The organism is Achromobacter sp. EG18 (assembly GCF_059759395.1).
The window spans coordinates 829,323-850,160 of record NZ_CM186213.1; the positions used below are offsets into that span (position 1 = coordinate 829,323).

At 68.0% G+C, this 20,838-nt stretch carries 18 protein-coding genes; 10 read left to right on the top strand and 8 right to left on the bottom strand.

What is annotated here, in order from left to right; translation table 11 throughout:
• Window positions 1-3: 3 nt before the first annotated feature.
• From AC6CR5_RS04010 to rlmD, 5 genes are all read left to right on the top strand, one after another.
• Window positions 4-864, top strand: coding sequence for a peptidoglycan DD-metalloendopeptidase family protein (locus AC6CR5_RS04010; protein WP_024068722.1), 861 nt, complete (start codon window positions 4-6; stop codon window positions 862-864).
• Window positions 861-1,640 (top strand): 3'-5' exonuclease, encoded by a 780-nt coding sequence (locus AC6CR5_RS04015; RefSeq protein WP_006388159.1) that lies wholly within the window; start codon window positions 861-863, stop codon window positions 1,638-1,640. Before AC6CR5_RS04010 ends, AC6CR5_RS04015 begins: the two co-directional genes overlap by 4 nt.
• A gap of 169 nt (window positions 1,641-1,809) precedes the next feature.
• Window positions 1,810-2,418 (top strand): hypothetical protein, encoded by a 609-nt coding sequence (locus tag AC6CR5_RS04020; protein WP_020927474.1) that lies wholly within the window; start codon window positions 1,810-1,812, stop codon window positions 2,416-2,418.
• A gap of 361 nt (window positions 2,419-2,779) precedes the next feature.
• On the top strand, window positions 2,780-3,532 hold the full coding sequence (locus AC6CR5_RS04025) for a TorF family putative porin (RefSeq protein ID WP_020927475.1): 753 nt from the start codon (window positions 2,780-2,782) through the stop codon (window positions 3,530-3,532).
• 163 nt (window positions 3,533-3,695) lie between these two features.
• Complete coding sequence (rlmD, locus tag AC6CR5_RS04030; RefSeq protein WP_498085270.1) at window positions 3,696-5,201, top strand: 23S rRNA (uracil(1939)-C(5))-methyltransferase RlmD; 1,506 nt, start codon at window positions 3,696-3,698, stop codon at window positions 5,199-5,201.
• A gap of 66 nt (window positions 5,202-5,267) precedes the next feature.
• Here the strand turns inward: rlmD and cueR are convergent, their stop codons facing one another.
• Both cueR and AC6CR5_RS04040 read right to left on the bottom strand, forming a co-directional pair.
• Window positions 5,268-5,660 (bottom strand): Cu(I)-responsive transcriptional regulator, encoded by a 393-nt coding sequence (cueR, locus tag AC6CR5_RS04035; protein ID WP_006388165.1) that lies wholly within the window; start codon window positions 5,658-5,660, stop codon window positions 5,268-5,270.
• A gap of 26 nt (window positions 5,661-5,686) precedes the next feature.
• Window positions 5,687-7,960 (bottom strand): heavy metal translocating P-type ATPase, encoded by a 2,274-nt coding sequence (locus tag AC6CR5_RS04040; protein ID WP_054443446.1) that lies wholly within the window; start codon window positions 7,958-7,960, stop codon window positions 5,687-5,689.
• 162 nt (window positions 7,961-8,122) lie between these two features.
• Between AC6CR5_RS04040 and AC6CR5_RS04045 the strand changes: the two genes are divergently transcribed.
• The 3 genes from AC6CR5_RS04045 to AC6CR5_RS04055 all read left to right on the top strand — a co-directional run bounded on the left by AC6CR5_RS04045 (window position 8,123) and on the right by AC6CR5_RS04055 (window position 10,861).
• Window positions 8,123-8,323 carry a heavy-metal-associated domain-containing protein gene (locus tag AC6CR5_RS04045; RefSeq protein ID WP_006388167.1) on the top strand — a complete coding sequence of 67 codons (201 nt, stop codon included), beginning with the start codon at window positions 8,123-8,125 and terminating at the stop codon, window positions 8,321-8,323.
• Window positions 8,324-8,492: 169 nt separating this feature from the next.
• The gene (locus AC6CR5_RS04050; RefSeq protein WP_006388168.1) at window positions 8,493-9,221 is read left to right on the top strand and encodes a glutathione peroxidase; all 729 of its coding nucleotides are present in this window, start codon (window positions 8,493-8,495) and stop codon (window positions 9,219-9,221) included.
• A gap of 203 nt (window positions 9,222-9,424) precedes the next feature.
• Window positions 9,425-10,861, top strand: a complete 1,437-nt coding sequence (locus tag AC6CR5_RS04055) for a dihydrolipoyl dehydrogenase (protein WP_448684928.1) — start codon at window positions 9,425-9,427, stop codon at window positions 10,859-10,861.
• A gap of 61 nt (window positions 10,862-10,922) precedes the next feature.
• On the opposite strand, the gene AC6CR5_RS04060 is transcribed toward AC6CR5_RS04055, so the two are convergent.
• The 3 genes from AC6CR5_RS04060 to AC6CR5_RS04070 all read right to left on the bottom strand — a co-directional run bounded on the left by AC6CR5_RS04060 (window position 10,923) and on the right by AC6CR5_RS04070 (window position 14,398).
• On the bottom strand, window positions 10,923-11,813 hold the full coding sequence (locus tag AC6CR5_RS04060) for a 23S rRNA (adenine(2030)-N(6))-methyltransferase RlmJ (RefSeq protein WP_498085271.1): 891 nt from the start codon (window positions 11,811-11,813) through the stop codon (window positions 10,923-10,925).
• A gap of 12 nt (window positions 11,814-11,825) precedes the next feature.
• Window positions 11,826-12,575, bottom strand: coding sequence for a glycerophosphodiester phosphodiesterase (gene ugpQ, locus AC6CR5_RS04065; RefSeq protein ID WP_006388171.1), 750 nt, complete (start codon window positions 12,573-12,575; stop codon window positions 11,826-11,828).
• A 530-nt stretch (window positions 12,576-13,105) separates the two neighbouring features.
• Window positions 13,106-14,398 carry a M20/M25/M40 family metallo-hydrolase gene (locus AC6CR5_RS04070; protein WP_006388172.1) on the bottom strand — a complete coding sequence of 431 codons (1,293 nt, stop codon included), beginning with the start codon at window positions 14,396-14,398 and terminating at the stop codon, window positions 13,106-13,108.
• A gap of 339 nt (window positions 14,399-14,737) precedes the next feature.
• On the opposite strand from AC6CR5_RS04070, the gene AC6CR5_RS04075 reads away from it, so the two are divergent.
• Window positions 14,738-16,708, top strand: a complete 1,971-nt coding sequence (locus AC6CR5_RS04075; RefSeq protein WP_047992686.1) for a SurA N-terminal domain-containing protein — start codon at window positions 14,738-14,740, stop codon at window positions 16,706-16,708.
• 47 nt (window positions 16,709-16,755) lie between these two features.
• On the opposite strand, the gene AC6CR5_RS04080 is transcribed toward AC6CR5_RS04075, so the two are convergent.
• Entirely contained in the window at window positions 16,756-17,415 is a 660-nt protein-coding gene (locus tag AC6CR5_RS04080) for an arylesterase (protein WP_026383557.1), read from the bottom strand.
• Here AC6CR5_RS04080 and AC6CR5_RS04085 point away from each other — a divergent pair.
• Entirely contained in the window at window positions 17,414-18,085 is a 672-nt protein-coding gene (locus tag AC6CR5_RS04085; RefSeq protein ID WP_006388175.1) for an ABC transporter ATP-binding protein, read from the top strand. The two genes, AC6CR5_RS04080 and AC6CR5_RS04085, sit on opposite strands and share 2 nt — an antisense overlap.
• 100 nt (window positions 18,086-18,185) lie before the next feature.
• On the opposite strand, the gene AC6CR5_RS04090 is transcribed toward AC6CR5_RS04085, so the two are convergent.
• Both AC6CR5_RS04090 and AC6CR5_RS04095 read right to left on the bottom strand, forming a co-directional pair.
• Window positions 18,186-19,169, bottom strand: coding sequence for an ABC transporter substrate-binding protein (locus AC6CR5_RS04090; protein WP_498085272.1), 984 nt, complete (start codon window positions 19,167-19,169; stop codon window positions 18,186-18,188).
• Between the two features lie 22 nt (window positions 19,170-19,191).
• A complete protein-coding gene (locus AC6CR5_RS04095; RefSeq protein WP_026383555.1) occupies window positions 19,192-20,838 on the bottom strand; it encodes an ABC transporter permease in 1,647 nt (548 codons plus the stop codon).

Below are 20,838 nucleotides of genomic sequence, written 5' to 3' on the forward strand. Positions count from 1 at the left end.
CGTATGCTCAACGGGCAGTTGCAACTGACCGATATGAACCTTGGCGTGTCCATGACGCGCCTGCGCCGCCCGGTTTTCGTGGCCGGCGTCCTCAGCCTGGCCATCCTGGCCGGCTGCGCATCCAAAGGCACGCGCGCGCCGGTCGTCGACCTGGCCGGCGGCCAGCCGTCCGCCGCCGCCCAGCCGGGCGGCAGTTATGTCGTCAAGCCGGGCGATACGCTCTACAAGATCGCGCGCGCCAACAACGTCGATATCGAGAACATCAAGCGCTGGAACAACCTCAGCGATCCCAACCAGATTTCGGTGGGGCAAGTGCTGAAGATGTCCGGTTCGTCGGGCGGTGTCGCGCAACCGGCGCCCATTGCCAGCAACAAGGCGCAGCCGCGCCCGCTGGACCAGCCGGCCGATACCTCGGGCACCGCCACGGCATCACTGCCGCCGCCCGCGCCCGCTCCCACGCCCGCTGAAACCAAGCCGGCCACGCGCGCGGCCGACGCCGGCGTGATCAACTGGGCCTGGCCGGCCGGCGGGCAGATCATGCAGGGCTTCAACAACAACAGCAAGGGCATCGACATCGCCGGCGCGCTGGGCGACCCCGTCACCGCCGCGGCGGATGGCAAGGTCATGTACAGCGGCAACGGTGTGCGCGGCCTGGGCAACCTGATCATCGTCAATCACCAGAACGGCTTCATCACGGCCTACGCGCACAACCGCACGCTGCTCGTGAAGACTGGCCAGGACGTCAAGCGCGGCGCCAAGATCGCCGAGATCGGCCAGAGCGACACCACTTCGCCGCGCCTGCATTTCGAGATCCGCCGTCAGGGCACGCCCGTGGATCCGATGCAGTACCTGCCCGCCAAATGACGCCTACCCTGGTATTCGACCTCGAGACCATTCCCGACGCGGATGGCCTGCGCAAGCTCAACGGCTGGAGCGCGGACGTCCCCGACGCCGAAGTGGTCGAGCGCGCGCTGACCGCGCGCCGCGAGGCCGTGGGGCATGATTTCCTGCCGCTGCACCTGCACAAGGTCGCGGTGGTGGGCTGCGTGTTCCGCGACGACCAGGGCTTTCGCGTCAAGACGCTGGGCCAGGCGGACGATCCGGAAGCCGCCTTGCTGGCCGGCTTCTTCAAGACCATCGAGCGCTACACGCCCAAGCTGGTCAGCTGGAACGGTTCCGGCTTCGACCTGCCGGTGCTGCACTACCGCAGCCTGATCCAGGGCGTGCCCGCGCCGCGCTACTGGGACATGGGCGAGGAAGACCGCGATTTCAAGTTCAACAACTACATCTCGCGCTATCACTCCCGCCACACCGACCTGATGGACCTGCTGGCCAAGTACAACGGCCGCGCCAACGCGCCGCTGGACGAGCTGGCCAAGCTGTGCGGCTTTCCGGGCAAGCTCGGCATGGACGGCAGCAAGGTCTGGGAGGCCTGGAGCCAGGGCCGCGCCGACGAGGTCCGCGCCTATTGCGAAACGGACGTGGTCAACACCTGGCTGGTGTATTGCCGCTTCCGCTTCCTGCGCGGTGAACTCGACCGCACCGCCTACGACGCCGAGATCGCGCTGGTGCGCGACACGCTGACGGCCAGCGACGCGCCGCACTGGAAGGAATACATGGCGGCCTGGGACGCCAGCTGAGTGGCGCGCGCGGTTGGCGCGACAGGCTCGACAGACGGGGTCCGCTGGGCCCCGTTTTCACGTCCAGCACTGGCGCAATCGACTGAAACATAGCTTGCGGGGGCGAAACCTGGATGAAACCGGGCCGATCGCACAATGGCCTCGCTTTCTTCACTTTCAGGAGACCTACATGTCCCGATTCGCACTCCGCTCCAACCTGGCCGCGCTTGCCATGGTCGCCGCCGCCGGCGGCTTGCTGGCCGCTCCCGTCATGGCGGCGGCGCCCGCCGACGGTGGTCCCGCCGCAATGCACGAAGGCCATCGTGGCGGCGGCTTCCACAAGGGCATGCGCGACGGCCTGTGGATCCCGGGCCTGGGCCCCGTGTCCAAGGCGCAACTCGACCAGCTCAAGCTGGATGACAAGCAGCAGGCCCTGGTGAAGACCGCGCAGGACGGACAGCGCAGCCTGCACGAAGCCATGCGCGCTTCCGGCGGCCAACGCCACGATCTGCTCAAGGCGCAGCTGGACAGTGGCAAGCTGGACCCGCGGGCGTTGCTCGAGCAGTCTGATAAATCGCGCGATCAGTTCGGCACGCAGGCCAAGCAGGTCCGCGATCAATGGCTGGCCGTGTGGGACAGCCTGAACGACGCCCAGCGCACCCAGGTGACCCAGATGCTCAAGGAGCGCCAGGCCAAGATGCAGGAGCGCCACGCCCGCATGGAAGGCCGCCATGGCAAGGGTCCGGGCAATGCCCCGGGCGCCGTGCCGCCGCCGCCGGCCGCGCCCGCCGCCAATTGAGGAGGATCCGGCCGGACGGCCATGCCGTCCGGCTCCGCCCCTGCCGGCGCCCCTGGTGACGCCGCGCCCGCCAGCCCCGTCCCGCCAGCCCGCGGGGCGGGTTTTTTCTTTGCGTGCCCCGGACAGCGGCGCGCAGGCCCCATTTTGAGGCGGCGCCGCCTGCGCACGTGGCGCTGCGCACCGGGATGGTGCGTAGCGCCACGCGGATTCAGCGCGGCGCCAGTGTGCTGACACGCGGATGAAACCTGGCACGGACATTGCTTGAGGAAAGGTGAGCCGGTTACCTGCCGTTGCAAGACCGGCCTGACGGATGCGCCCATGGCCTTCCTCCTCTCGTCAAATCCGATCAGGACACCGCACCATGAAGAAGACGTTGCTAGCCTTGCCCGTTGCGCTTGCCGCTTGTTTCGTTGCAACGGCCCAGGCCGAACCCACCGACCTGGGCGGCGGTTTCTCGCTCAGCGGCAATGCCACGATCGCCAGCGACTACCGCTTCCGCGGCTATTCGCAGACCGACTTCCGGCCGGCCGCACAGCTGGGCTTCGACCTGAACCACAGTTCCGGCTTCTACCTGGGCAACTGGAACTCCAACGTGTCCAGCTTCGTCTTCACCGACGGCAACCTGGAAATGGACTTCTACGGCGGCTGGAAGGGCGACGTGGGCGGTGGCTTCACGCTCGATGCCGGCGTGCTGCACTACTACTATCCGGGCTCCAGCTCGCCCAAGGGCGGCAACTACAACAACACCGACCTGTACCTGGCCGGGACCTACGGCAACTACACGCTGAAGTACTCCTACACGCCCAGCGATTTCTTCAGCACGCCCGACAGCAAGGGCACCTGGTACCTGGACGGCACCGCCAACTTCGACCTGGGCGACGGCTGGGGCCTGGTGGGGCACCTGGGTTACCAGAAGCTCAAGAACCAGGTCAACATGGACGGCGATTCCATCAGCCATTACGTCGACTACAAGCTCGGGGTGACCAAGGACCTGAAGGGCTGGGTGCTGGGCCTGGCGGCGGTGGGCGCCACCAAGGACAACTGGCTGCCGACCAAGTACGGCCATCCGTCGGGCCGCCTGGGCGCGGTGTTCTCGGTGTCGCGCTCGTTCTGATTCCCATCCGTGGCGGCGCCCTGACCGGCGCCGGCTTTGGGGGGCTTGATGGAGACTGCCCGGCGGGCCGTCTCCGGCAAGTCCCCCTTTTTTCGGGCGCGGGCGGGGCGCTGCCGAATCCTCTTACAATGCCGGGTTGCGTGAATTTTCTGGACTGCGTGAGATGTCTGACGTTTTGAGTATCGAATCCCTGGACCTGGAAGCCCGGGGTATCGCCCGCCGCGATGGCAAGGTCGTGTTCGTGGAAGGCGCCTTGCCCGGCGAGCGGGTCACGGCGACCACCGTGCGCCGCAAGCCGTCCTACGAAATCGCGCGGGTCGACCAGGTGCTGCGCCCGTCGTCGCAGCGCGTGGCGCCGCGCTGCCCGCATTTCGGCGTCTGTGGCGGCTGTGCCATGCAGCATCTCGAACCGTCCACGCAGGTGGCGATCAAGCAGCGTTCGCTCGAAGACACCTTCTGGCACGTCGGCAAGCTGCGTCCGGCCCGCATCCTGGCGCCGCTGCATGGACCGACCTGGGGCTACCGCTACCGTGCCCGCCTGTCGGTGCGCGTGGTGCCCAAGAAAGGCGGGGTGCTGGTGGGCTTTCACGAGCGCAAGAGCAGCTACGTGGCCGACATGCGCGAATGCCATGTGCTGCCGCGCCACGTCAGCGACCTGCTGATGCCGCTGCGCGCCATGATCGCGTCGATGTCCGCGCCCGACCGCCTGCCGCAGGTGGAAGTGTCGCTGGGCGACGGCGTGACCGCGCTGGTGCTGCGCCACCTGCTGCCGCTGACCGACAACGACATCGCCGTGCTGCGCGCCTTCGCCGACAAGCACAACGTCCAATGGTGGCTGCAGCCCAAGGGCCCGGACACGGTGCATCCGCTGGTGCCCGAGCATCGCGACGCGCTGACCTACACCATGCCCGAATTCGGCCTGCGCATGCCGTACCGGCCGACCGACTTCACCCAGGTCAACCACGCCATCAACCGCGCGATGGTGTCGCGCGCGCTGCAATTGCTGGAAGTGCAGCCGACCGACCGCGTCGCCGACCTGTTCTGCGGCCTGGGCAACTTCACGTTGCCGCTGGCCACCCAGGGCCGCGAGGCCGTGGGCGTGGAGGGTAGCAAGGCGCTCACGGACCGCGCCCATGAGGCCGCCGCGCGCCACGGGCTGGGCGAGCGCACCAGTTTCGCCACCCTCAACCTGTTCGAGGTGGACGTCGAATGGCTGCGCGGCCTGGGCTTCTTCGACCGCATGCTGATCGATCCGCCGCGCGAAGGCGCGCAGGCCGTGGCGCAGGCGCTGTCGCAACTGAAGGCCGAGGAACGCCCGCGCCGCATCGTCTACGTGTCCTGTAATCCCGCCACGCTGGCGCGCGACGCCGCCATCATGGTGCATGAGGGCGGCTACCTGCTCAAGAGCGCCGGTGTCATCAACATGTTCCCGCACACCGGGCACGTGGAGTCCATTGCCGTGTTCGAATCGCTGGATGCCGAGGGCGTGCGCGAAGTGCAGGAGCGCGCCCGCCAGCGCGCCTTGCAGCAGGCCGCCGAGGCGGCGGCCGCCGAAGCGGAAAAGGAAGCAGTGGCTGCCGAGAAGGCCGCGTCCAAGCAGGCGGCCACCGAGGCCTACCACGCCCGCGTCGCGGCCGAAGGCGAGGCGCCGGCGCAAAGCCAGGCGTGAGACCCCGACCCGGCGTGGACCGGGCCGCATGCAAGAAGGGCAGGCCGGTTGGCTTGCCCTTTTTTCTTAGTGGGAGCGCCCCAGGTCTTCCAGGATGGGGCAGTCGGGTCGATCATCCCCGTGGCAGTTGTGCGCCAGGTGCTTGAGCGTGGCCGCCATGTCGCGCAGGGCGCAGGCCTTGCGTTCCAGTTCGGCCACGTGTTCGAGCGCGATGCGCTTGACGTCGGCGCTGGCGCGGCTGCGGTCGCGCCACAACGCCAGCAGCTCGTTCATCTGCTCCACCGAGAAGCCCAGGTCGCGCGCGCGCCGCACGAAGCGCAGCGTATGCAAGTCATGCTCGCTGTAGACGCGGTAGCCCGAATCCTTGCGCAACGCCGGGCCGATCAGGCCGATGCTTTCGTAGTAGCGGATCATCTTGGCGGAGATGCCGGATTCCTGGGCGGCTTGTCCGATGTTCATGTGAGGTCTCCTGGTTGGCTGGCGCGTCAGTGCGCGGCGCGCGGGCGGAAGGTCTTCAGGCGCAGCGCGTTGCCCAGCACGAACACGCTGGACAGCGCCATGGCGCCGGCCGCGAAGATCGGCGACAGCGACAGGCCATAGGCCGGATACAGGGCGCCCGCCGCCAGCGGGATCAGCGCGGCGTTGTAGGCGAAGGCCCAGAACAGGTTCTGGCGGATGTTGGCCAGCGTGGCGCGGCTGAGCGCGATGGCGTTCGGCACGCCGTGCAGGTCGTCGGCCATCAGCACCACGGATGCGGCCTCGATGGCGACGTCGGTGCCGGTGCCGATGGCGATGCCGGTATCGGCCGCGGCCAGCGCCGGCGCGTCGTTGATGCCGTCGCCGACGAAGGCCAGCTTGCGGCCGCCGGCGCGCAGCGCGGTGATGGCCTCGACCTTGCCGTCGGGCAGCACTTCGGCGCGCACTTCGTCGATGCCCAGCTGGCGCGCCACGGCCTGCGCCGTGTGGCGGTTGTCGCCGGTGATCATGGCGGTCTTCAGGCCCTGCGCGTGCAGCGCCGCGATCGCGTCCACGGCCGACGGCTTGACCGGATCGGTCACCGCGATCATGGCGGCGGCCCGGCCGTCGATGGCGACGTAGATCGGCGTCTTGCCTTCGTTGCCCCACTGCTCGGCGCGCTGGCCGAAGGCGCTGACGTCCACGCCGCGCTCGGCCATCAGCCGGTCGGCGCCTGCCAGCACGCGCTTGCCGGCCACGCTGGCTTCGACCCCGGCGCCGGTGATGGCGGCGAAGCCTTCGGCCGGCAGCAGGTCGATCTTGCGGTCGGCGGCGGCCGCCACGATGGCCAGCGCGATCGGGTGCTCGGAGCGCGCCTGCACCGACGCGACCCATTGCAGCACGTCCGCATCACGGAAGCCTGCGGCCGGCTCCAGTTCGGTCAGGGTCGGCTTGCCCAGCGTCAGCGTGCCCGTCTTGTCGAAGGCCACCACCTGCACGTCGCGCAGCGTCTGCAACGCGTCGCCCTGGCGGAACAGCACGCCCATTTCGGCGGCGCGGCCGGTCCCGACCATGATCGAGGTCGGCGTGGCCAGGCCCATGGCGCAAGGGCAGGCGATGATCAGCACCGCCACCGCGTTGACCAGCGCATGCGACAACGCCGGCGCCGGCCCCAGGAAGAGCCAGGCCAGGAAGGTCAAGAGCGCCATGCCCATCACGGCCGGCACGAACCAGGCGGTGACCTGGTCGACCAGCGCCTGGATCGGCAGGCGCGCGCCCTGGGCGGCTTCAACCATGCGGATGATGCGCGCCAGCATGGTGTCGGCGCCGGTGTGGGTGACGCGCAGCGTGAAGCTGCCCGACGTATTGAGCGTGCCGCCGGTGGCCTGCATGCCCGGCTGCTTTTCCACCGGCACCGGTTCGCCGGTCAGCATCGACTCGTCGACGTACGAGCTGCCTTCGATGATCTCGCCGTCCAGCGGGATCTTCTCGCCGGGACGCACCACCACGATATCGCCCTTGCGCACCTGTTCGATGGCGATGTCCTGCGGCTGGCCGTCGCGCAGCACGCGCGCGGTGCGCGGCTGCAGGCCGATCAGGCGCTTGATGGCGGCGCCGGTCTTGCCCTTGGCGCGCGCTTCCAGCGTGCGGCCAAGCAGGATCAGCGTGACGATGACGGCGGCGGCTTCGTAATAGACGTTGCGGGCGCTTTCCGGCAGCCAGTCCGGCGCGAAGGTGGCGACCACCGAGTAGCCCCAGGCCGCGCCGGCGCCCAGCGCCACCAGCGAATTCATCTCGGGGGCGCGGCGCCACAGCGCCACCAGGCCCTTGCTGAAGAAGTGGCGGCCGGGCCAGGCCAGCACGGCCGTGGTCAGCACGAACTGCAATAGCCAGCTGTTCTGCTGGCCGATGTTGGCCAGCACCCAGTGGTGCATGGCGGGGATCAGGTGCGAGCCCATTTCCAGGGCGAACACGGGCAGCGTCAGCACCAGCGCGGCGATGAAGGCGCGCTGCAGGCGCCGCGCCTCGGCGTCGCGCGCCTCGGACTGGCGTTCGGCGTGGTCGTCCTGGGCGGCGATCGGGCGCGCCTCGTAGCCCATCTTGACCACGGCCTCGACCAGGGCGTCGGGCCGGGCCGCGGCCGGGTCATAGGCCACCAGGGCGCGTTCGGTGGCCAGGTTGACCTGGGCCTGGGCGACGCCCGGGACGCGGGTCAGGGCCTTTTCCACGCGCTTCACGCAGGACGCGCAGGTCATGCCCTCGATGGCAAGTTCAAGCTCGACGGAAGGGTTGGCAACGCTCATGGCAGTCTCGGTTGAGGTAGGAAGACCTCAGTTTCATCCTTCCAATTATGGGAAGGTCAAGGATTATTCTACGCTTGACCTTCCTATAATGGGAAGGTCTAAGCTGGATTCCAGTTCGCACCGAAGGCGGCGCGACCATCCTTGATTCACACGGAGAACACCATGAGCATCCAATTCCAAGTCCTCGACATGACCTGCGGCCATTGCGTCAAGACCATCACCGGCGCGGTGACGGCAGCCGTGCCGGGGGCCAGCGTGGCGGTGGACCTGTCCACGCACCGCGTGACGGTCACCGGCAGCGACCAGGCCGACAAGGTCGAAGCCGCCATCCGCGACGCCGGCTACGAGCCGCAGCCGGTGTAAGGGTGGGCCGCCGCCAGGCGTATGATAGATAACGTCTGGCGGCGATGAACTTGTTATTGTCAAAAACTATCAATCAATTAAACTAATTAAATTTGATTAATTGATAGTTGGGATTTATCATTCTTTCCATGGTGGTTGAACAGACCCCGCTACCCCAAGGAGAGATTGAATGCTGCAAAACCGTGAAGGCCAACGTGTTCCCAACGTAACGTTCCCCGTCCGCGAGGGCAACACCTGGAAGAAGGTCACGACCGACGACCTGTTCAAGAACAAGACGGTCGTGGTCTTTTCGCTTCCCGGCGCTTTCACGCCGACCTGCTCGTCGACCCACTTGCCGCGCTACAACGAACTGGCTCCGGCCTTCTTCGCCGCCGGCGTCGACAGCATCGTCTGCGTGTCCGTCAACGACACCTTCGTCATGAACGAATGGGCCAAGGACCAGGAATCGGCCAACATCACGCTGCTGCCCGACGGCAACGGCGAATTCACCGAAGGCATGGGCATGCTGGTCGACAAGAGCGACCTGGGCTTCGGCAAGCGCAGCTGGCGCTATTCCATGCTGGTCAAGGACGGCGTGGTGCAGAAGATGTTCATCGAGCCCGAAAAGGAAGGCGACCCGTTTGAAGTGTCGGATGCCGACACCATGCTGGCCCACTTCGCCCCGTCGGCCAAGAAGCCCGACCAGGTCGTGGTGTTCTCCAAGCCCGGCTGCCCGTTCTGCGTGGAAGCCAAGGCGCTGCTCGAAGACAAGGGCTATGCCCCGATCGAGATCCCGCTGGAGAACAAGGTGCGCGGCCGCGTGATCGGCGCCGTGTCCGGCAAGGGCACCGCTCCGCAGGTGTTCATCAATGGTTCGCTGATCGGCGGCCTGGAAGACCTGAAGGCGCACTTCGCCTGATGCTGGCCGGGAAGGGGACGCAGTCCCTTTCCCTTGCCGCGGCCGCTCCCGCAAGGAGCGGTCCGGCGCGCCGGTTTCCCTTTTTCCGCATCTTCGCGCGGCCCCGAGCGGTGCCGCGGGACGGCGTTCGTCCCGAGGGTGCGCAACAAGGCGGAATCCGCCTTTGACAACGTTTGCTCCACGCCACACCGGGGGATCCACTCATGAAGACTTTGCACACCGATATCGCCGTCCTGGGCGCTGGCACCGCCGGCCTGGCCGCCTACCGCGCCGCCAAGGCCGCGGGCAAGCGCGCGCTGCTGATCGAAGGCGGCCCCTACGGCACCACCTGCGCCCGGGTCGGCTGCATGCCGTCCAAACTGCTGATCGCGGCCGCCGAGGCCGCGCACCAGGCGGCGCACACCGCGCCGTTCGGCGTGCACGTCGAGGGCGAGGTCACGGTCAACGGCGAAGAGGTGATGGACCGCGTCAAGCGCGAGCGCGACCGTTTCGTCGGATTCGTGCTCGAGGGCGTGGAGAACATCCCGGCGGAAGACAAGATCCGCGGCTATGCCCGCTTCGAATCGGACACGGTGCTGCGGGTCGACGACCACACCGAGATCCATGCGTCCCGCGTGGTGATCGCGACCGGCTCGCGGCCGTCGGTGCCGCCGCCGTTCCGCGGGCTGGGCGACCGCCTGGTGCTGAACGACGACGTGTTCGCCTGGGATGACCTGCCGCGCCGCGTGGCGGTGTTCGGCCCCGGCGTGATCGGGCTGGAGCTGGGCCAGGCGCTGGCGCGGCTGGGCGTCGAGGTGCGCGTGTTCGGCGTCAGCGGCAGCCTGGGCGGCATCAGCGATCCGCAGGTGCGCCACAGCGCCCGCAAGATCTTCCAGCAGGAGTTCTACCTGGACCCGGATGCGCGCGTACTGAAAACCCAGCGCGTCGGCGACGAGGTCGAGGTGCGCTACGTGGCGCTGGACAACACCGAACGCACCGAGCGCTTCGACTACGCGCTGGTGGCCACCGGCCGCCGCCCCAATGTGGACGGCCTGGGCCTGGAGAACACCTCGCTGCAGCTGAACGCGCAAGGGGTGCCGTTGTTCGACCGCGACACCATGCAGGCGGGTGCTTCGGCGATCTTCATCGCCGGCGACGCCAACGCCGACGCGCCGCTGCTGCACGAGGCGGCCGACGAAGGCCGTATCGCCGGCGAGAACGCGGCGCGCTATCCCGAAGTGCGCCAGGGGTTGCGCCGCGCGCCGCTGGCGGTCGTGTTCTCGGACCCGCAGATCGCGCTGGCCGGGCAGGGCCACGCCCGCCTGACGCCGGGCACTTTCGTGACGGGCGAGGTCGATTTCGGCGACCAGGGCCGTTCGCGGGTGATGCTGAAGAACCGCGGCCTGCTGCACGTGTACGCCGATATCGCCAGCGGCCGTTTCCTGGGCGCGGAAATGGTCGGCCCCGGCGCCGAGCACATCGGCCACTTGCTGGCGTGGGCGGTGCAGCAGGAGCTGACCGTGGCGCGCATGCTGGAAATGCCGTTCTACCATCCGGTCATCGAGGAAGGCCTGCGCACCGCGCTGCGCGACGCGGCCGCCAAGCTGGCGCGGGCGCAGGAAGCGCTGCGCCAGGTGGAGGCGGAAGACGCCGCGGCCTGAACGCCGTCTCCATGCAAAAGGGCTGCCCCGTGGGCAGCCCTTTTTTCGTTCCGGCCTGGAATCAGTCGTCGGACTGCTTCTTGGGCGCGGGGAACGGATTCTCGCGGAATTGCAGCGTGAAGCCGGCGCGTTCGTCCTGGCCCAGCTCACGCGCCAGGTCGGGCATGGTCTGCTTGAGGGCGTCGTGCAGCGTCCACGGCGGGTTGATCAGGAACATGCCGCTGCCGTGCAGGCCGTAGCCGTCGATGGTGGCCTTCTTGACGGTGAGGGTGGCGTGCAGCCAGCTCTTGACCTTGAGGTTCTCGAAGTGACGCGCCATTTCGCTGGCCTCGCGCCGCTGCACCAGCGGATACCAGACGGCGATGGTGCCGGTGGCGAAGCGTTTGACGCATTCCTTGACGGTGATCAGCGTGCGGCGGTAGTCGTTCTTGTCTTCATAGGACGGGTCGATCAGCACCATGCCGCGGCGCGTCGGCGGCGGCAGCAGGGCCTTGACGCCCTCGAAGCCGTCGTCGCCGTAGATGGTGGTCTGGCGCTGCGCGGTGCGGTCCATGTGTTCGAGGTTGCCGACCAGCGTGTCGATCTCGGTCGGGTGCATTTCGAACAGGCGCAGGCGGTCGGACGGGCGCAGCGCGTCCAGCGTCAGCCAGGGCGAGCCGGGGTAGCGCTTGAGGCGGCCGTTGGTGTTGAAGGCGCGGATGCGGGCGACGTAGTCGGCCAGCAGGGGCGGCAGGTCGTCGCGTTCCCACAGGCGGCCGATGCCATCGGCGAATTCCGAGGTCTTGGCGGCCCAGTCGCTGTCCAGGCTGTAGAGGCCGGCGCCGGCGTGGGTGTCGATGACCCAGTAGGGCGCGTCCTTGCGGTTGAAGTAGTCCAGGGTGTGGACCAGGATGGCGTGCTTGAGCACGTCGGCGTGGTTGCCGGCGTGGAAGGCGTGGCGATAGCTGAACACGGGGCGGGGGCCTCAGGCGGCCGGCCGGATGGCGGCCAGTTCGTCGGTGAAGATGCCGTCGATGCCCCAGTCGAGCAGCAGGCGCGCGCGCTCGGGGTCGTTGACGGTCCAGGCGGCGATGCGGTAGCCGGCGGCGTGCACGGCGTCGATCAGTTCGCGCGTGGCGTCCTTCTGGTTGATGTTCAGGGCAACACAGTCGTACTTGACCAGGCGGTCGAGCCAGTCGGCCGGCACCTTCTCGACCAGCAGGGCGCGCGGCAGTTCGGGCGCGGCGTCCTTGGCGGCCTGCAGGGCTTCCTCGGCGAAGGAGGACAGCAGCGGGGCCACGGCGGCGCCTTTCCAGAGTTCACGGGCTGCCAGGGCGACGGCGGCGCCGGTCTCGGCTTCGCGGCCGGGGCAGGGCTTGATCTCGACGTTGCTGGCGATGCCGTTGGCGACGGTGTAGCGGGCCACGGCGGCGAAGGTGGGCAGGGGCTCGCCGGCGTAGGCGGCGGAGTGCCAGCTGCCGAAGTCCAGTTGCGCCAGTTCGCTGAAGGTCTTGGCGGCGGCGGGACCGTGGCCGTTGGAGGTGCGGTCGACGTCGTCGTCGTGCATCAGGACCAGGACGTTGTCACGGCTGAGCTTGACGTCGTATTCGAACATGGTGAAGCCGTGTTCGGCGCCGACGCGCATGGCGGCGAGGGTGTTCTCCGGGGCCAGGCGGCCGCCGCCGCGGTGGGCGATGTGGCGGGAATAGGGCCAGGTGGGGAGGGATGCGGTCATTTCTGTTGATGCTTTGGGGTTCTTTGGGACAGGGTGGAAGGATACTCTGTTCTGGGGGGTCCTTTCCTGTCGTGCGGGGGGCTTGCTTCGTGCCTGTGTGGCGGGTTCGGTTCTTTTGGCGCGGCTGCGGGGCCGTGGCGCGGGGCCGCGGCTACGAGGCTTGTCCGGCGCCTGCGCGCCGGACAGCGCATCCTCATCCTCGTCGCCTGCGGCTCCTTCGGATTCCGTCGCGCGCGCCTCTACACGCCCCGGCCCCGCGCCACGGCCCCACAGCCGCTCGCGGTGGTGAAAGTTCGGGGCGTCGCTGGGGCGGGGGGTGTGCTTGGGCTTCGTGGGAAGGATTGCGGCGCTTGAAGGATTTGCTGGCGCCCGTCCGACAAGGCCGCCCTGCGCGGCCTTGTCGGACATACGTGGTGGCTGCTCGCGCGGGCGCATCCTGGGGCGGGAGGTGGGATTTGCGGGCGGGGAGCCTGTCGCCTTGGGGGCAGGGGCGGCCTTCGTAGGGTTGCGCCGCCGGAGGCGCCTGGCGCTTATTTCATCGGGGCCTTGTCCTGGGAGACGTCCATGATCATGCGGGCGGCCAGGTAGAGGCGGGGGACGATGGAGGGGATCTGGATGTATTCGGCGTCGTTGGAGTGGGCGCCGAAGCCGCTCAGGCCCATGCCTTCGATGACGGGGCCGCGGGCCTTGAGGGCGGCGAAGGCGGCGTCGGTGCCGCCGCCGCTGGCGCGGTCGATGACTTTCATGGGCAGGCCGAGTTCCTGGTAGATGGCGACGCCGTGGTTGGCGAGGGCGCGCGAGGCGGGGGTGGCTTCCAGCGGCGGGCGGCGCACTTCGAATTTGAGGCTGACCTTGGCGTCGGGCAGCAGCTTTTTCTGGATGCGTTCCTGCAAGGTGCGTTCCAGGGCGTCGAAGTCGGCGACCTTGAGGGCGCGGGCGTCGGCCTGGGCGGTGGCCTGGCCGGGGATGACATTGCGGTTGGTGCCGGCCTGGGCCACGGTCCAGTTCAGTTTCAGGCCTTCCTCGGGCTTGGAGAGGTCTTTCAGTTGCAGGATCTGGTGCGACAGCTCGGTGAGGGCGTTGACGCCGCCTTCGGGACGGGCGCCGGCGTGCGAGGTCTTGCCCTGCACGGTCAGGTAGGCGGCGCCGATGCCGCTGGTGGCCAGGGTCAGGCGGGCCTCGGCGCCGCCGCCTTCGAAGGAAAACACCGCGTCCTGGTCGGCGCCCAGGCGGGTGATGGTGGCGCGAGCGCCGGGGGAACTGATTTCCTCGTCGCCATTGATCAGCACGGTCAGGGTGCCGTAGTCCTTGAAACCCAGTTTCTGCAGCAGGGCCAGGGTGTGCAGGATGGTGGCCACGCCGTGCTTGTCGTCGGCGATGCCCAGGCCGTAGGCGCGGTCGCCATCGATGCGGAAGGGCTGGTCCTTGAGCATGCCGTTGCGGTAGACGGTGTCCATGTGCGCGATCAGCATGATCTTCTTCTGGCCGCTGCCCTTGAATTCGGCGTGCACCATCGGGCCGACGCGCTCCGGCGTGTCATCCAGGCGGAAGATGTCGGCGGGTTGAATGATCTCGACCTTGCCGCCCAGGGCCTTGAAGCGTTCGCCGATGAGCGCGGCGATGCGTTCCACGCCCTCCACGTCCTTGCTGCCCGATTCGATGCCGACCAGGTCGCGCATGGTGTCCAGCATGGGCTGCTGCTGGGCCTTGGCGGCGTCGTGCACGGCGGCCAGCGGGGCGGCCTGGAGGGCGGATGCGCCGCCCAGGCAGGCCAGGGCGAGGAGGGTGCGAAGGACGAGCGGACGTGAGGACGGGAGCGGCATCGAAAGTCACCTCTGCATGAAAAGGGGAAGGAAGGCGCCGGCCAGGGCGTGGCGGCCCGGGTTTCACGATACGAGTGGGGACGGAAGGCGAAAACCGGGGTTTCCCGGGTTGACCGGGACGGGCTTCCGTGGGGGTGGAAACCCCGTGCCGCGGGGGCGGGAGGGGCGCTGGGCGCATCGGTGTAAGCAGACGCTGCGGGACGAATGAGAAATGCTAAAATCCGCCCGCTGACCCGGTTTGACCGGTATGGGAATAGGGCGAATGAGATTCGCCTTTTTTTATGCGTTTTCGTGCGGCCCGGGCGGAAGTCTCCTCCCGAGTGCGGCAACAGGGATTCCATGTTCGAATTTATTCGCAGCCACCGGCGCTGGATGCAGTTCATCCTGCTGCTTCTGATTGTGCCGTCCTTCTTCCTCGTCGGGATCCAGGGCTATGAGAGCTTCATGCGCAAGGAGCCGGAATTGGCGACGGTCGCCGGCCAGCCGATTTCCCGCGCGGAGTTCGACCAGGCGCACCGCAACCAGCTGGAACAGTATCGCCAGCGCCTGGGCGCGCAGTTCGACCCGGCCGTGATCGACACGCCGCAGCTGCGCGAAGCGCTGCTGAACCAGCTGATCAACCAGCGCCTGCTGGCGAACGTGGCCGTGGACAACCGCTTCTCGGTGTCCGATGAAACGCTGCGCAACACCATTGCCGCGATTCCGGAAGTGCAGGACAACGGCCGCTTCTCGCCCGAGCGCTATCGCCAGGTGCTGGCGGCCCAGGGCATGTCGCCGACCTCGTTCGAGGCCGGCCTGCGCCGTGACCTGGCCGTGGCCCGCGTGCTGGAACCGGTCGGCCAGTCGGCCCGCGCGCCGGCGGAGGTGGTGGCTTCGCTCGAAACCGCCCTGACGCAACAGCGCACCGTGCAACTGCGCCGCTTCGCCGCCGCCGACTTCCGCTCGCAAGTGAACGTCACCCCGGCCGACATCCAGGCCTGGTACGACGCCAACAAGCAGCAGTTGCAGGTTCCTGAGCAGGTCCAGGTGCAGTACCTGGTGCTGAACGAGGCCGCCGCCACCGAGGGCGTTCAGGTCAAGGACGAAGATCTGGCTTCGTATTACGAACAGAACAAGAACCGCTTCGGCCAGCCCGAGCGCCGCCGCGCCAGCCACATCATGATCGAAGTGCCCGCGGGCGCTTCGGAAGATGCGCGCAAGGCCGCCCGCGCCAAGGCCGAGGCCCTGGCTACGCAGGCCGCCGCCAATCCGGCGCAGTTCGCCGAGCTGGCCCGCAAGAATTCGCAGGACGCCGGTTCGGCCGCCAATGGCGGCGACCTGGGCTGGCTGGCGCCGGGCATGCTGTCCGGCCCGCTGGAAAAGGCGATCTTCAGCCAGTCCAAGGACCAGGTGTCCGGCGTGGTCGAAAGCCCGTCAGGCTTCCACGTGGTCAAGGTCACCGAGATCCAGCCGGCCGCGATCAAGCCGCTGGCCGAGGTGAAGGACCAGATCACCGCCGAAGTGCGCAAGCAACTGGCCGCCGTGCGTTTTTCGGAGATGGCCAGCCAGCTGAACAAGCAGGTCTACGACCAGCGCGACAGCCTGCAACCGGCCGCCGACGCGGTGGGCCTGAAGCTGCGCACCGCTTCGGGCGTGACGCGCGAAGGCCTGTTGCCCGCCGACCAGGCCGGCCCCGGTTCCGCCGTGGACAGCCCGGACGCCGCGCTGCTGGACAACCCGCGCGTGCGCCAGGTGCTGTTCTCGCCCGACGTGCTGCGTGAAAAGCAGAATTCCGGCGTGATCGAGCTGTCGCCCGACACCATGCTGGCGGTGCGCGTGGCCGCGGTGCAGCCGGCCCATGTGCCGCCGCTGGACAAGGTCAGCGATTCGATTCGCGCCAAGCTGCTGGACGAGCGTTCGGCCGAAGCCGCCAAGAAGGCCGGCGAGGCCGCGCTGGCGGCTGACCAGGCCAACCCGGCCGCCGCGCCGGAAGGCTTCGGCGGTCCGCTGGTGGTGTCGCGCCAGGATCCGAAGAACCTGCCGCGCTCGGTGCTGGACGCCGTGATGCGTCTGCCGGCCACCAAGTTGCCGGCCTACACCGGCGTGCAGTCGGGCGCCGATTACACGCTGGTGCGCCTGGAGAAGGTCGAGGCCGGCACGGTCGAGGCCGCCGACAAGGAACGCCTGGCGCAGCAATTGGCGGGCGCCTGGGGCCAGGCCGAGAACGAAGCGCTGGTGCGCATGCTGCGCGAGGAATACAAGGTGCAGGTGCTGCCGGCGGCCGCCGAGGCCATCCGCGGCGGCGACGCCTCGCAGCAGGCGGCGGGCTGACCGGCCTGCCGCGTCGCGCGCGGGCCGCCCAGGCCCGCGTCATTGCATCATTGCAGCAAGGGCCGCAGCACCGGCCACACATTGTCCAGCAACCTGGCCTGGGCATCCTCGTTGGGATGGATGCCATCGGCCTGGAACATCGCCCGGTCCGTTGCGATACCTTCCATCAGGAAGGGCACGAGCCGGGCGTTTTCGTCTTTGGCGACGGTCGGGAATACCTGCGAAAAGCGCTGGGTGTAGTCACGGCCATAGTTGGGCGGGATCTGCATGCCGACGATGACCACCTTGGCCTCGGCCTTGCGCGCCGCCTGCGCCATGGTGCGCAGGTTCTGTTCGGTCATGTTCAGCGGCAGCCCGCGCAGGGCGTCGTTCGAACCCAGTTCCAGCACCACCACCGCCGGCTCGTGCTGGCGCAGCAGGGCCGGCAAGCGGGCGACGCCGCCGCTGGTGGTGTCGCCGCTGATGCTGGCGTTGACCACCTTGTACTTCGGGTATTGTTCGGAAAGCCGCGCGGACAGCAGCGGCACCCAGCCGGTGCCGCGCTTGATGCCGTATTCGGCGGCCAGGCTGTCGCCCACCACCAGCACGGTGCGCTGCGCGGAACCCTGGGCCGCGGTGGCGGTCTGAGCGTGGGCGGGCGCCATCAGCGTGGCCGTGGCGAGCGTGGATATCAGTAGTGAACGGCGAATCAGGGGAATCAGGCGCATGGATAGCAAGAATTCGATCGAGGTGAAAGGGCTGGGCAAGCGGGTGGCCGATGCCGGCGGGACGCTGTCTATCCTGGAAGACATCGATTTTACGGTGGCGTCGGGCAGCGCCGTGGCCATCACCGGCAGCTCCGGGTCGGGTAAGTCCACCTTGCTGGGACTGCTGGCCGGGCTGGATGTTCCCAGCAGCGGCAGCGTGCGGCTGGCCGGGCAGGACCTGTTCGCCCTGGACGAGGACGGCCGCGCGCGCCTGCGGGCCAATCACGTGGGGTTCGTGTTCCAGTCGTTCCAGCTGCTGCCGAACCTGACCGCGCTGGAAAACGTCATGCTGCCGCTGGAACTGGCGGGCCAGCCGGCGCGCGAGGCGGCCCAGGCCATGCTCGAGCGCGTCGGCCTGGGCGCGCGCCTGCATCACTATCCGCGCACCCTGTCTGGCGGCGAGCAGCAGCGTGTATCGCTGGCGCGCGCGTTCGTGGTGCGGCCCGACCTGCTGTTCGCCGATGAACCCACGGGCAGCCTGGACGCCGCCACCGGCGTCACCGTCATCGACCTGATGTTCGACCTGCACCGCGAGCACGGCACCACGCTGGTGCTGGTGACGCACGATCCCCAACTGGCGGCGCGTTGCGGCCGGCAGGTGGTGCTGGCGGCGGGGCGCATGGCGGCGTAGGCGGGATGCGACCAGCCCCTGCGGCCCGCGCCGGCGATACCAGCCTGAAACGAAAACGCCACCTTCGGGTGGCGTTTTTGCTTGGCCTTTGGTGCGAGCCTTACTTGGCCTTGGCCACGGCCTGGTTCCAGGCGCTGACGACGGCCTCGTATTCCTTGGCGGCGGCGTCCTGGCTCACCGGGAAGATCTTGATGCTGTTGAAGTCGGGCAGGGTGGTCAGGCGGGCCACCGCGATGTCGCTGCGGGTCGGGCGGCGGAAGTTCTTCACCAGTTGCGCTTCCTGCGCCTCCTTGCTGAGCAGGCCGTCGTACAGCGCCTTGGCGGCGTCCAGGTTCTTGGCGCCCTTGATGATGAACATGCCTTCGGGCGCCAGGTAGCTGCCTTCGGTCGGGTAGACCAGCTTGATTTCCTTCTGGCCGCCGGCCACGTATTCCTGGGCGGCGTATTCCAGCGTCATGCCGACCGCGTATTCGCCGGCCGCCACGCCCTTGTAGGTGGTGCCCGACGAGGCCGTGACCACGGCGTTGGCGGCGATCTTGTCCAGGCCTTCCTGGCCGAACTGCTTGTACAGGCCGTAGACCAGCATGTAGGCGGTGCCGCTCTTGGACGGATCGGTGATGGCGAACTTGCCCTTCCATTGCGGCTGCATCAGGTCCGACCAGGTGGCCGGCGCCGCCAGGCCCTTCAACTGGCGCTCGTTGACCATCAGCACCATGATGTGCACGTTGGTGCCGACCCACAGATCGTCCGGGCCGCGGAACTCGGCCGGGATCTTGTCGATGTCGGCCGGACGGTACGGTTGCAGGTGCTGGCGGTAGGCGCCCAGCGTGCCGAAGCCGCCGCTCCAGAACAGGTCGCCGCGCGGGTTCTGGGCCTCGGCCTCGATGCGCTTCATCATGGTGCCGGTGCCGCCGGTGACCGGCTGCACGTTCAGCTTGGGCGACCGCTTCTTGACGGCGTCGAGCGCGGTTTCGATGGTCTCGGTGTTGTTGGACGAGTACAGGACCACGTTCTGCGCCTGCGCGGCGCCCGCGGCCAGGGTGGCGGCCAGCAGGCCGGTTTGCAGGAGGTGTTTGAGGTGCATGGTTAGCCTTTGTGGATGCGGGTTATTTGCCGGAGAACAGCTTGATGCGGAACGCCTTGACCGACACGATGATGGGCAGCACGATCACCGTGACCAGCGCCGCGCCATAGGCCGAGGCCATGCCCAGGCGGCCGCCGTCGACCTGGCGGAAGATGGCGATCGGCATGGTTTCGAGGCCGCCGCTGTAGGCCACGATCGAGGCCGACAGCTCGGAAATCGTGGTCAGCCACATCAGGATGGCGGCCGAGATGATCGAGGCCTTCATGGCCGGCAGGATCACCTTGAAGAAGGTCATCAGCGGCGATACGCCCAGGCTGATCGAGGCTTCCTCGATCGAGTCGGGTATGTTGAACAGCACCGACGAGGCGTTGCGCACCGCGAACGGCAGGCGCCGCACCGCGTAGCACAGCACCATGATGCCGGAGGTGCCGGCCAGCACCAGCCAGCCGGTGTTGAAGGTCTGCACCAGCGCGATGCCCAGCACCGTGCCGGAGATGGTCAGCGGCAGCACCACGATGTAGTCCAGCACCTGGGTGAAGGCGCTGCGTTTCTTGATGGTCAGGTAGCTCACCAGCACCGCGAAGGCCACGCCCGTGACGGTGGCCAGCGAGGCGAACTTGAGCGAGTTCAGGATCGGCTCGGGCGCGCCGTGCAGCGCGCGCTGCATGCTGGCCAGCGACCACGAGCCCCAGTGCATCACCGGCCCGCTGGTCTTGGTGAAGGCGGCGATGAACACCACGATCAGCGGCAGCAGCGACAGCAGGATCACCAGGCCGACGCCGCCCGTGTACAGGATGGCCTGCCACGAACGCACCCGCCGCGCCGCCGGCGCGCGGCCCTGGGTCATGGTGTAGACCTTGCGCTCGACCACGCGCTTCTGCACGAACAGCACGATGGCGACGATGGCGATCGACACCACCGACATGGCGCTCTGCAGTGTCGGGCTGCCGCCCATTTCGCTGACGAAGGTGTTGTAGGTCATCACCGACAGCAGCGGCACGCGGCTGCCCAGCAGCATCGCCAGCGCGAAGTTGCCCACCACCAGCGTGAACACCACCAGCGCGTTCACCAGCACCGCCGGCAGCAGCACCGGTACCAGCACTCGCAGCTGCGTCATGAGCGGCGGCGTGCCCAGGCTCAGGCCGGCTTCCTCGAGCTGCCCGTCGAAGCCGCGCAGCGCGGCCAGCACGCCCAGGTAGATGTAGGTGTAGTAGACCAGCGTCATCGAGAACACCATGCCGGTCCAGCCGTAGAACGACGGCAGCGAGATGCCCGCGTCGCCCAGCAGATTGGTCAGGATGCCGTTGTTGCCGAGCACCAGCAGCCACGACTGGCCGACGATGATCTCGGGAATGACGATGGTCAGCACCGGCAGGATCGCCACCAGGTTCTTGAGCGGGAAGTCGTAGCGCGCCACCATGTAGGCGAACGGCACGCCCACCAGGATGGTGCAGGTGGTCACCACCAGCCCCAGCACCAGCGTGTTGCCGAAGGCCTCCAGGTATTGCGAGTCGGCCAGCAGCGCGCGGAAACCTTCCAGCGAGAAGCCGCCGTCCTGGCCGGTGACGCTGTTGCTGAACAACACCGCCAGCGGATACAGCACGAAGAACAGCAGCAGCGCCAGGCTGATTGCCGTCAGGATGCCCCAGGGCCACCATTTGATTTTCAT

Coding starts and splice junctions, on each gene's coding strand:
- ugpQ (WP_006388171.1), bottom strand. CDS start 12,575: ATGACCGCATCCCTCCCCACCTGGCCCTATTCCCGCCACATCGCCCAC.
- rlmD (WP_498085270.1), top strand. CDS start 3,696: ATGTCTGACGTTTTGAGTATCGAATCCCTGGACCTGGAAGCCCGGGGT.
- AC6CR5_RS04095 (WP_026383555.1), bottom strand. CDS start 20,838: ATGAAAATCAAATGGTGGCCCTGGGGCATCCTGACGGCAATCAGCCTG.
- AC6CR5_RS04055 (WP_448684928.1), top strand. CDS start 9,425: ATGAAGACTTTGCACACCGATATCGCCGTCCTGGGCGCTGGCACCGCC.
- AC6CR5_RS04090 (WP_498085272.1), bottom strand. CDS start 19,169: ATGCACCTCAAACACCTCCTGCAAACCGGCCTGCTGGCCGCCACCCTG.
- AC6CR5_RS04010 (WP_024068722.1), top strand. CDS start 4: ATGCTCAACGGGCAGTTGCAACTGACCGATATGAACCTTGGCGTGTCC.
- AC6CR5_RS04080 (WP_026383557.1), bottom strand. CDS start 17,415: ATGCGCCTGATTCCCCTGATTCGCCGTTCACTACTGATATCCACGCTC.
- AC6CR5_RS04015 (WP_006388159.1), top strand. CDS start 861: ATGACGCCTACCCTGGTATTCGACCTCGAGACCATTCCCGACGCGGAT.
- AC6CR5_RS04040 (WP_054443446.1), bottom strand. CDS start 7,960: ATGAGCGTTGCCAACCCTTCCGTCGAGCTTGAACTTGCCATCGAGGGC.
- AC6CR5_RS04045 (WP_006388167.1), top strand. CDS start 8,123: ATGAGCATCCAATTCCAAGTCCTCGACATGACCTGCGGCCATTGCGTC.
- AC6CR5_RS04050 (WP_006388168.1), top strand. CDS start 8,493: ATGCTGCAAAACCGTGAAGGCCAACGTGTTCCCAACGTAACGTTCCCC.
- AC6CR5_RS04020 (WP_020927474.1), top strand. CDS start 1,810: ATGTCCCGATTCGCACTCCGCTCCAACCTGGCCGCGCTTGCCATGGTC.
- cueR (WP_006388165.1), bottom strand. CDS start 5,660: ATGAACATCGGACAAGCCGCCCAGGAATCCGGCATCTCCGCCAAGATG.
- AC6CR5_RS04075 (WP_047992686.1), top strand. CDS start 14,738: ATGTTCGAATTTATTCGCAGCCACCGGCGCTGGATGCAGTTCATCCTG.
- AC6CR5_RS04070 (WP_006388172.1), bottom strand. CDS start 14,398: ATGCCGCTCCCGTCCTCACGTCCGCTCGTCCTTCGCACCCTCCTCGCC.
- AC6CR5_RS04025 (WP_020927475.1), top strand. CDS start 2,780: ATGAAGAAGACGTTGCTAGCCTTGCCCGTTGCGCTTGCCGCTTGTTTC.
- AC6CR5_RS04085 (WP_006388175.1), top strand. CDS start 17,414: ATGGATAGCAAGAATTCGATCGAGGTGAAAGGGCTGGGCAAGCGGGTG.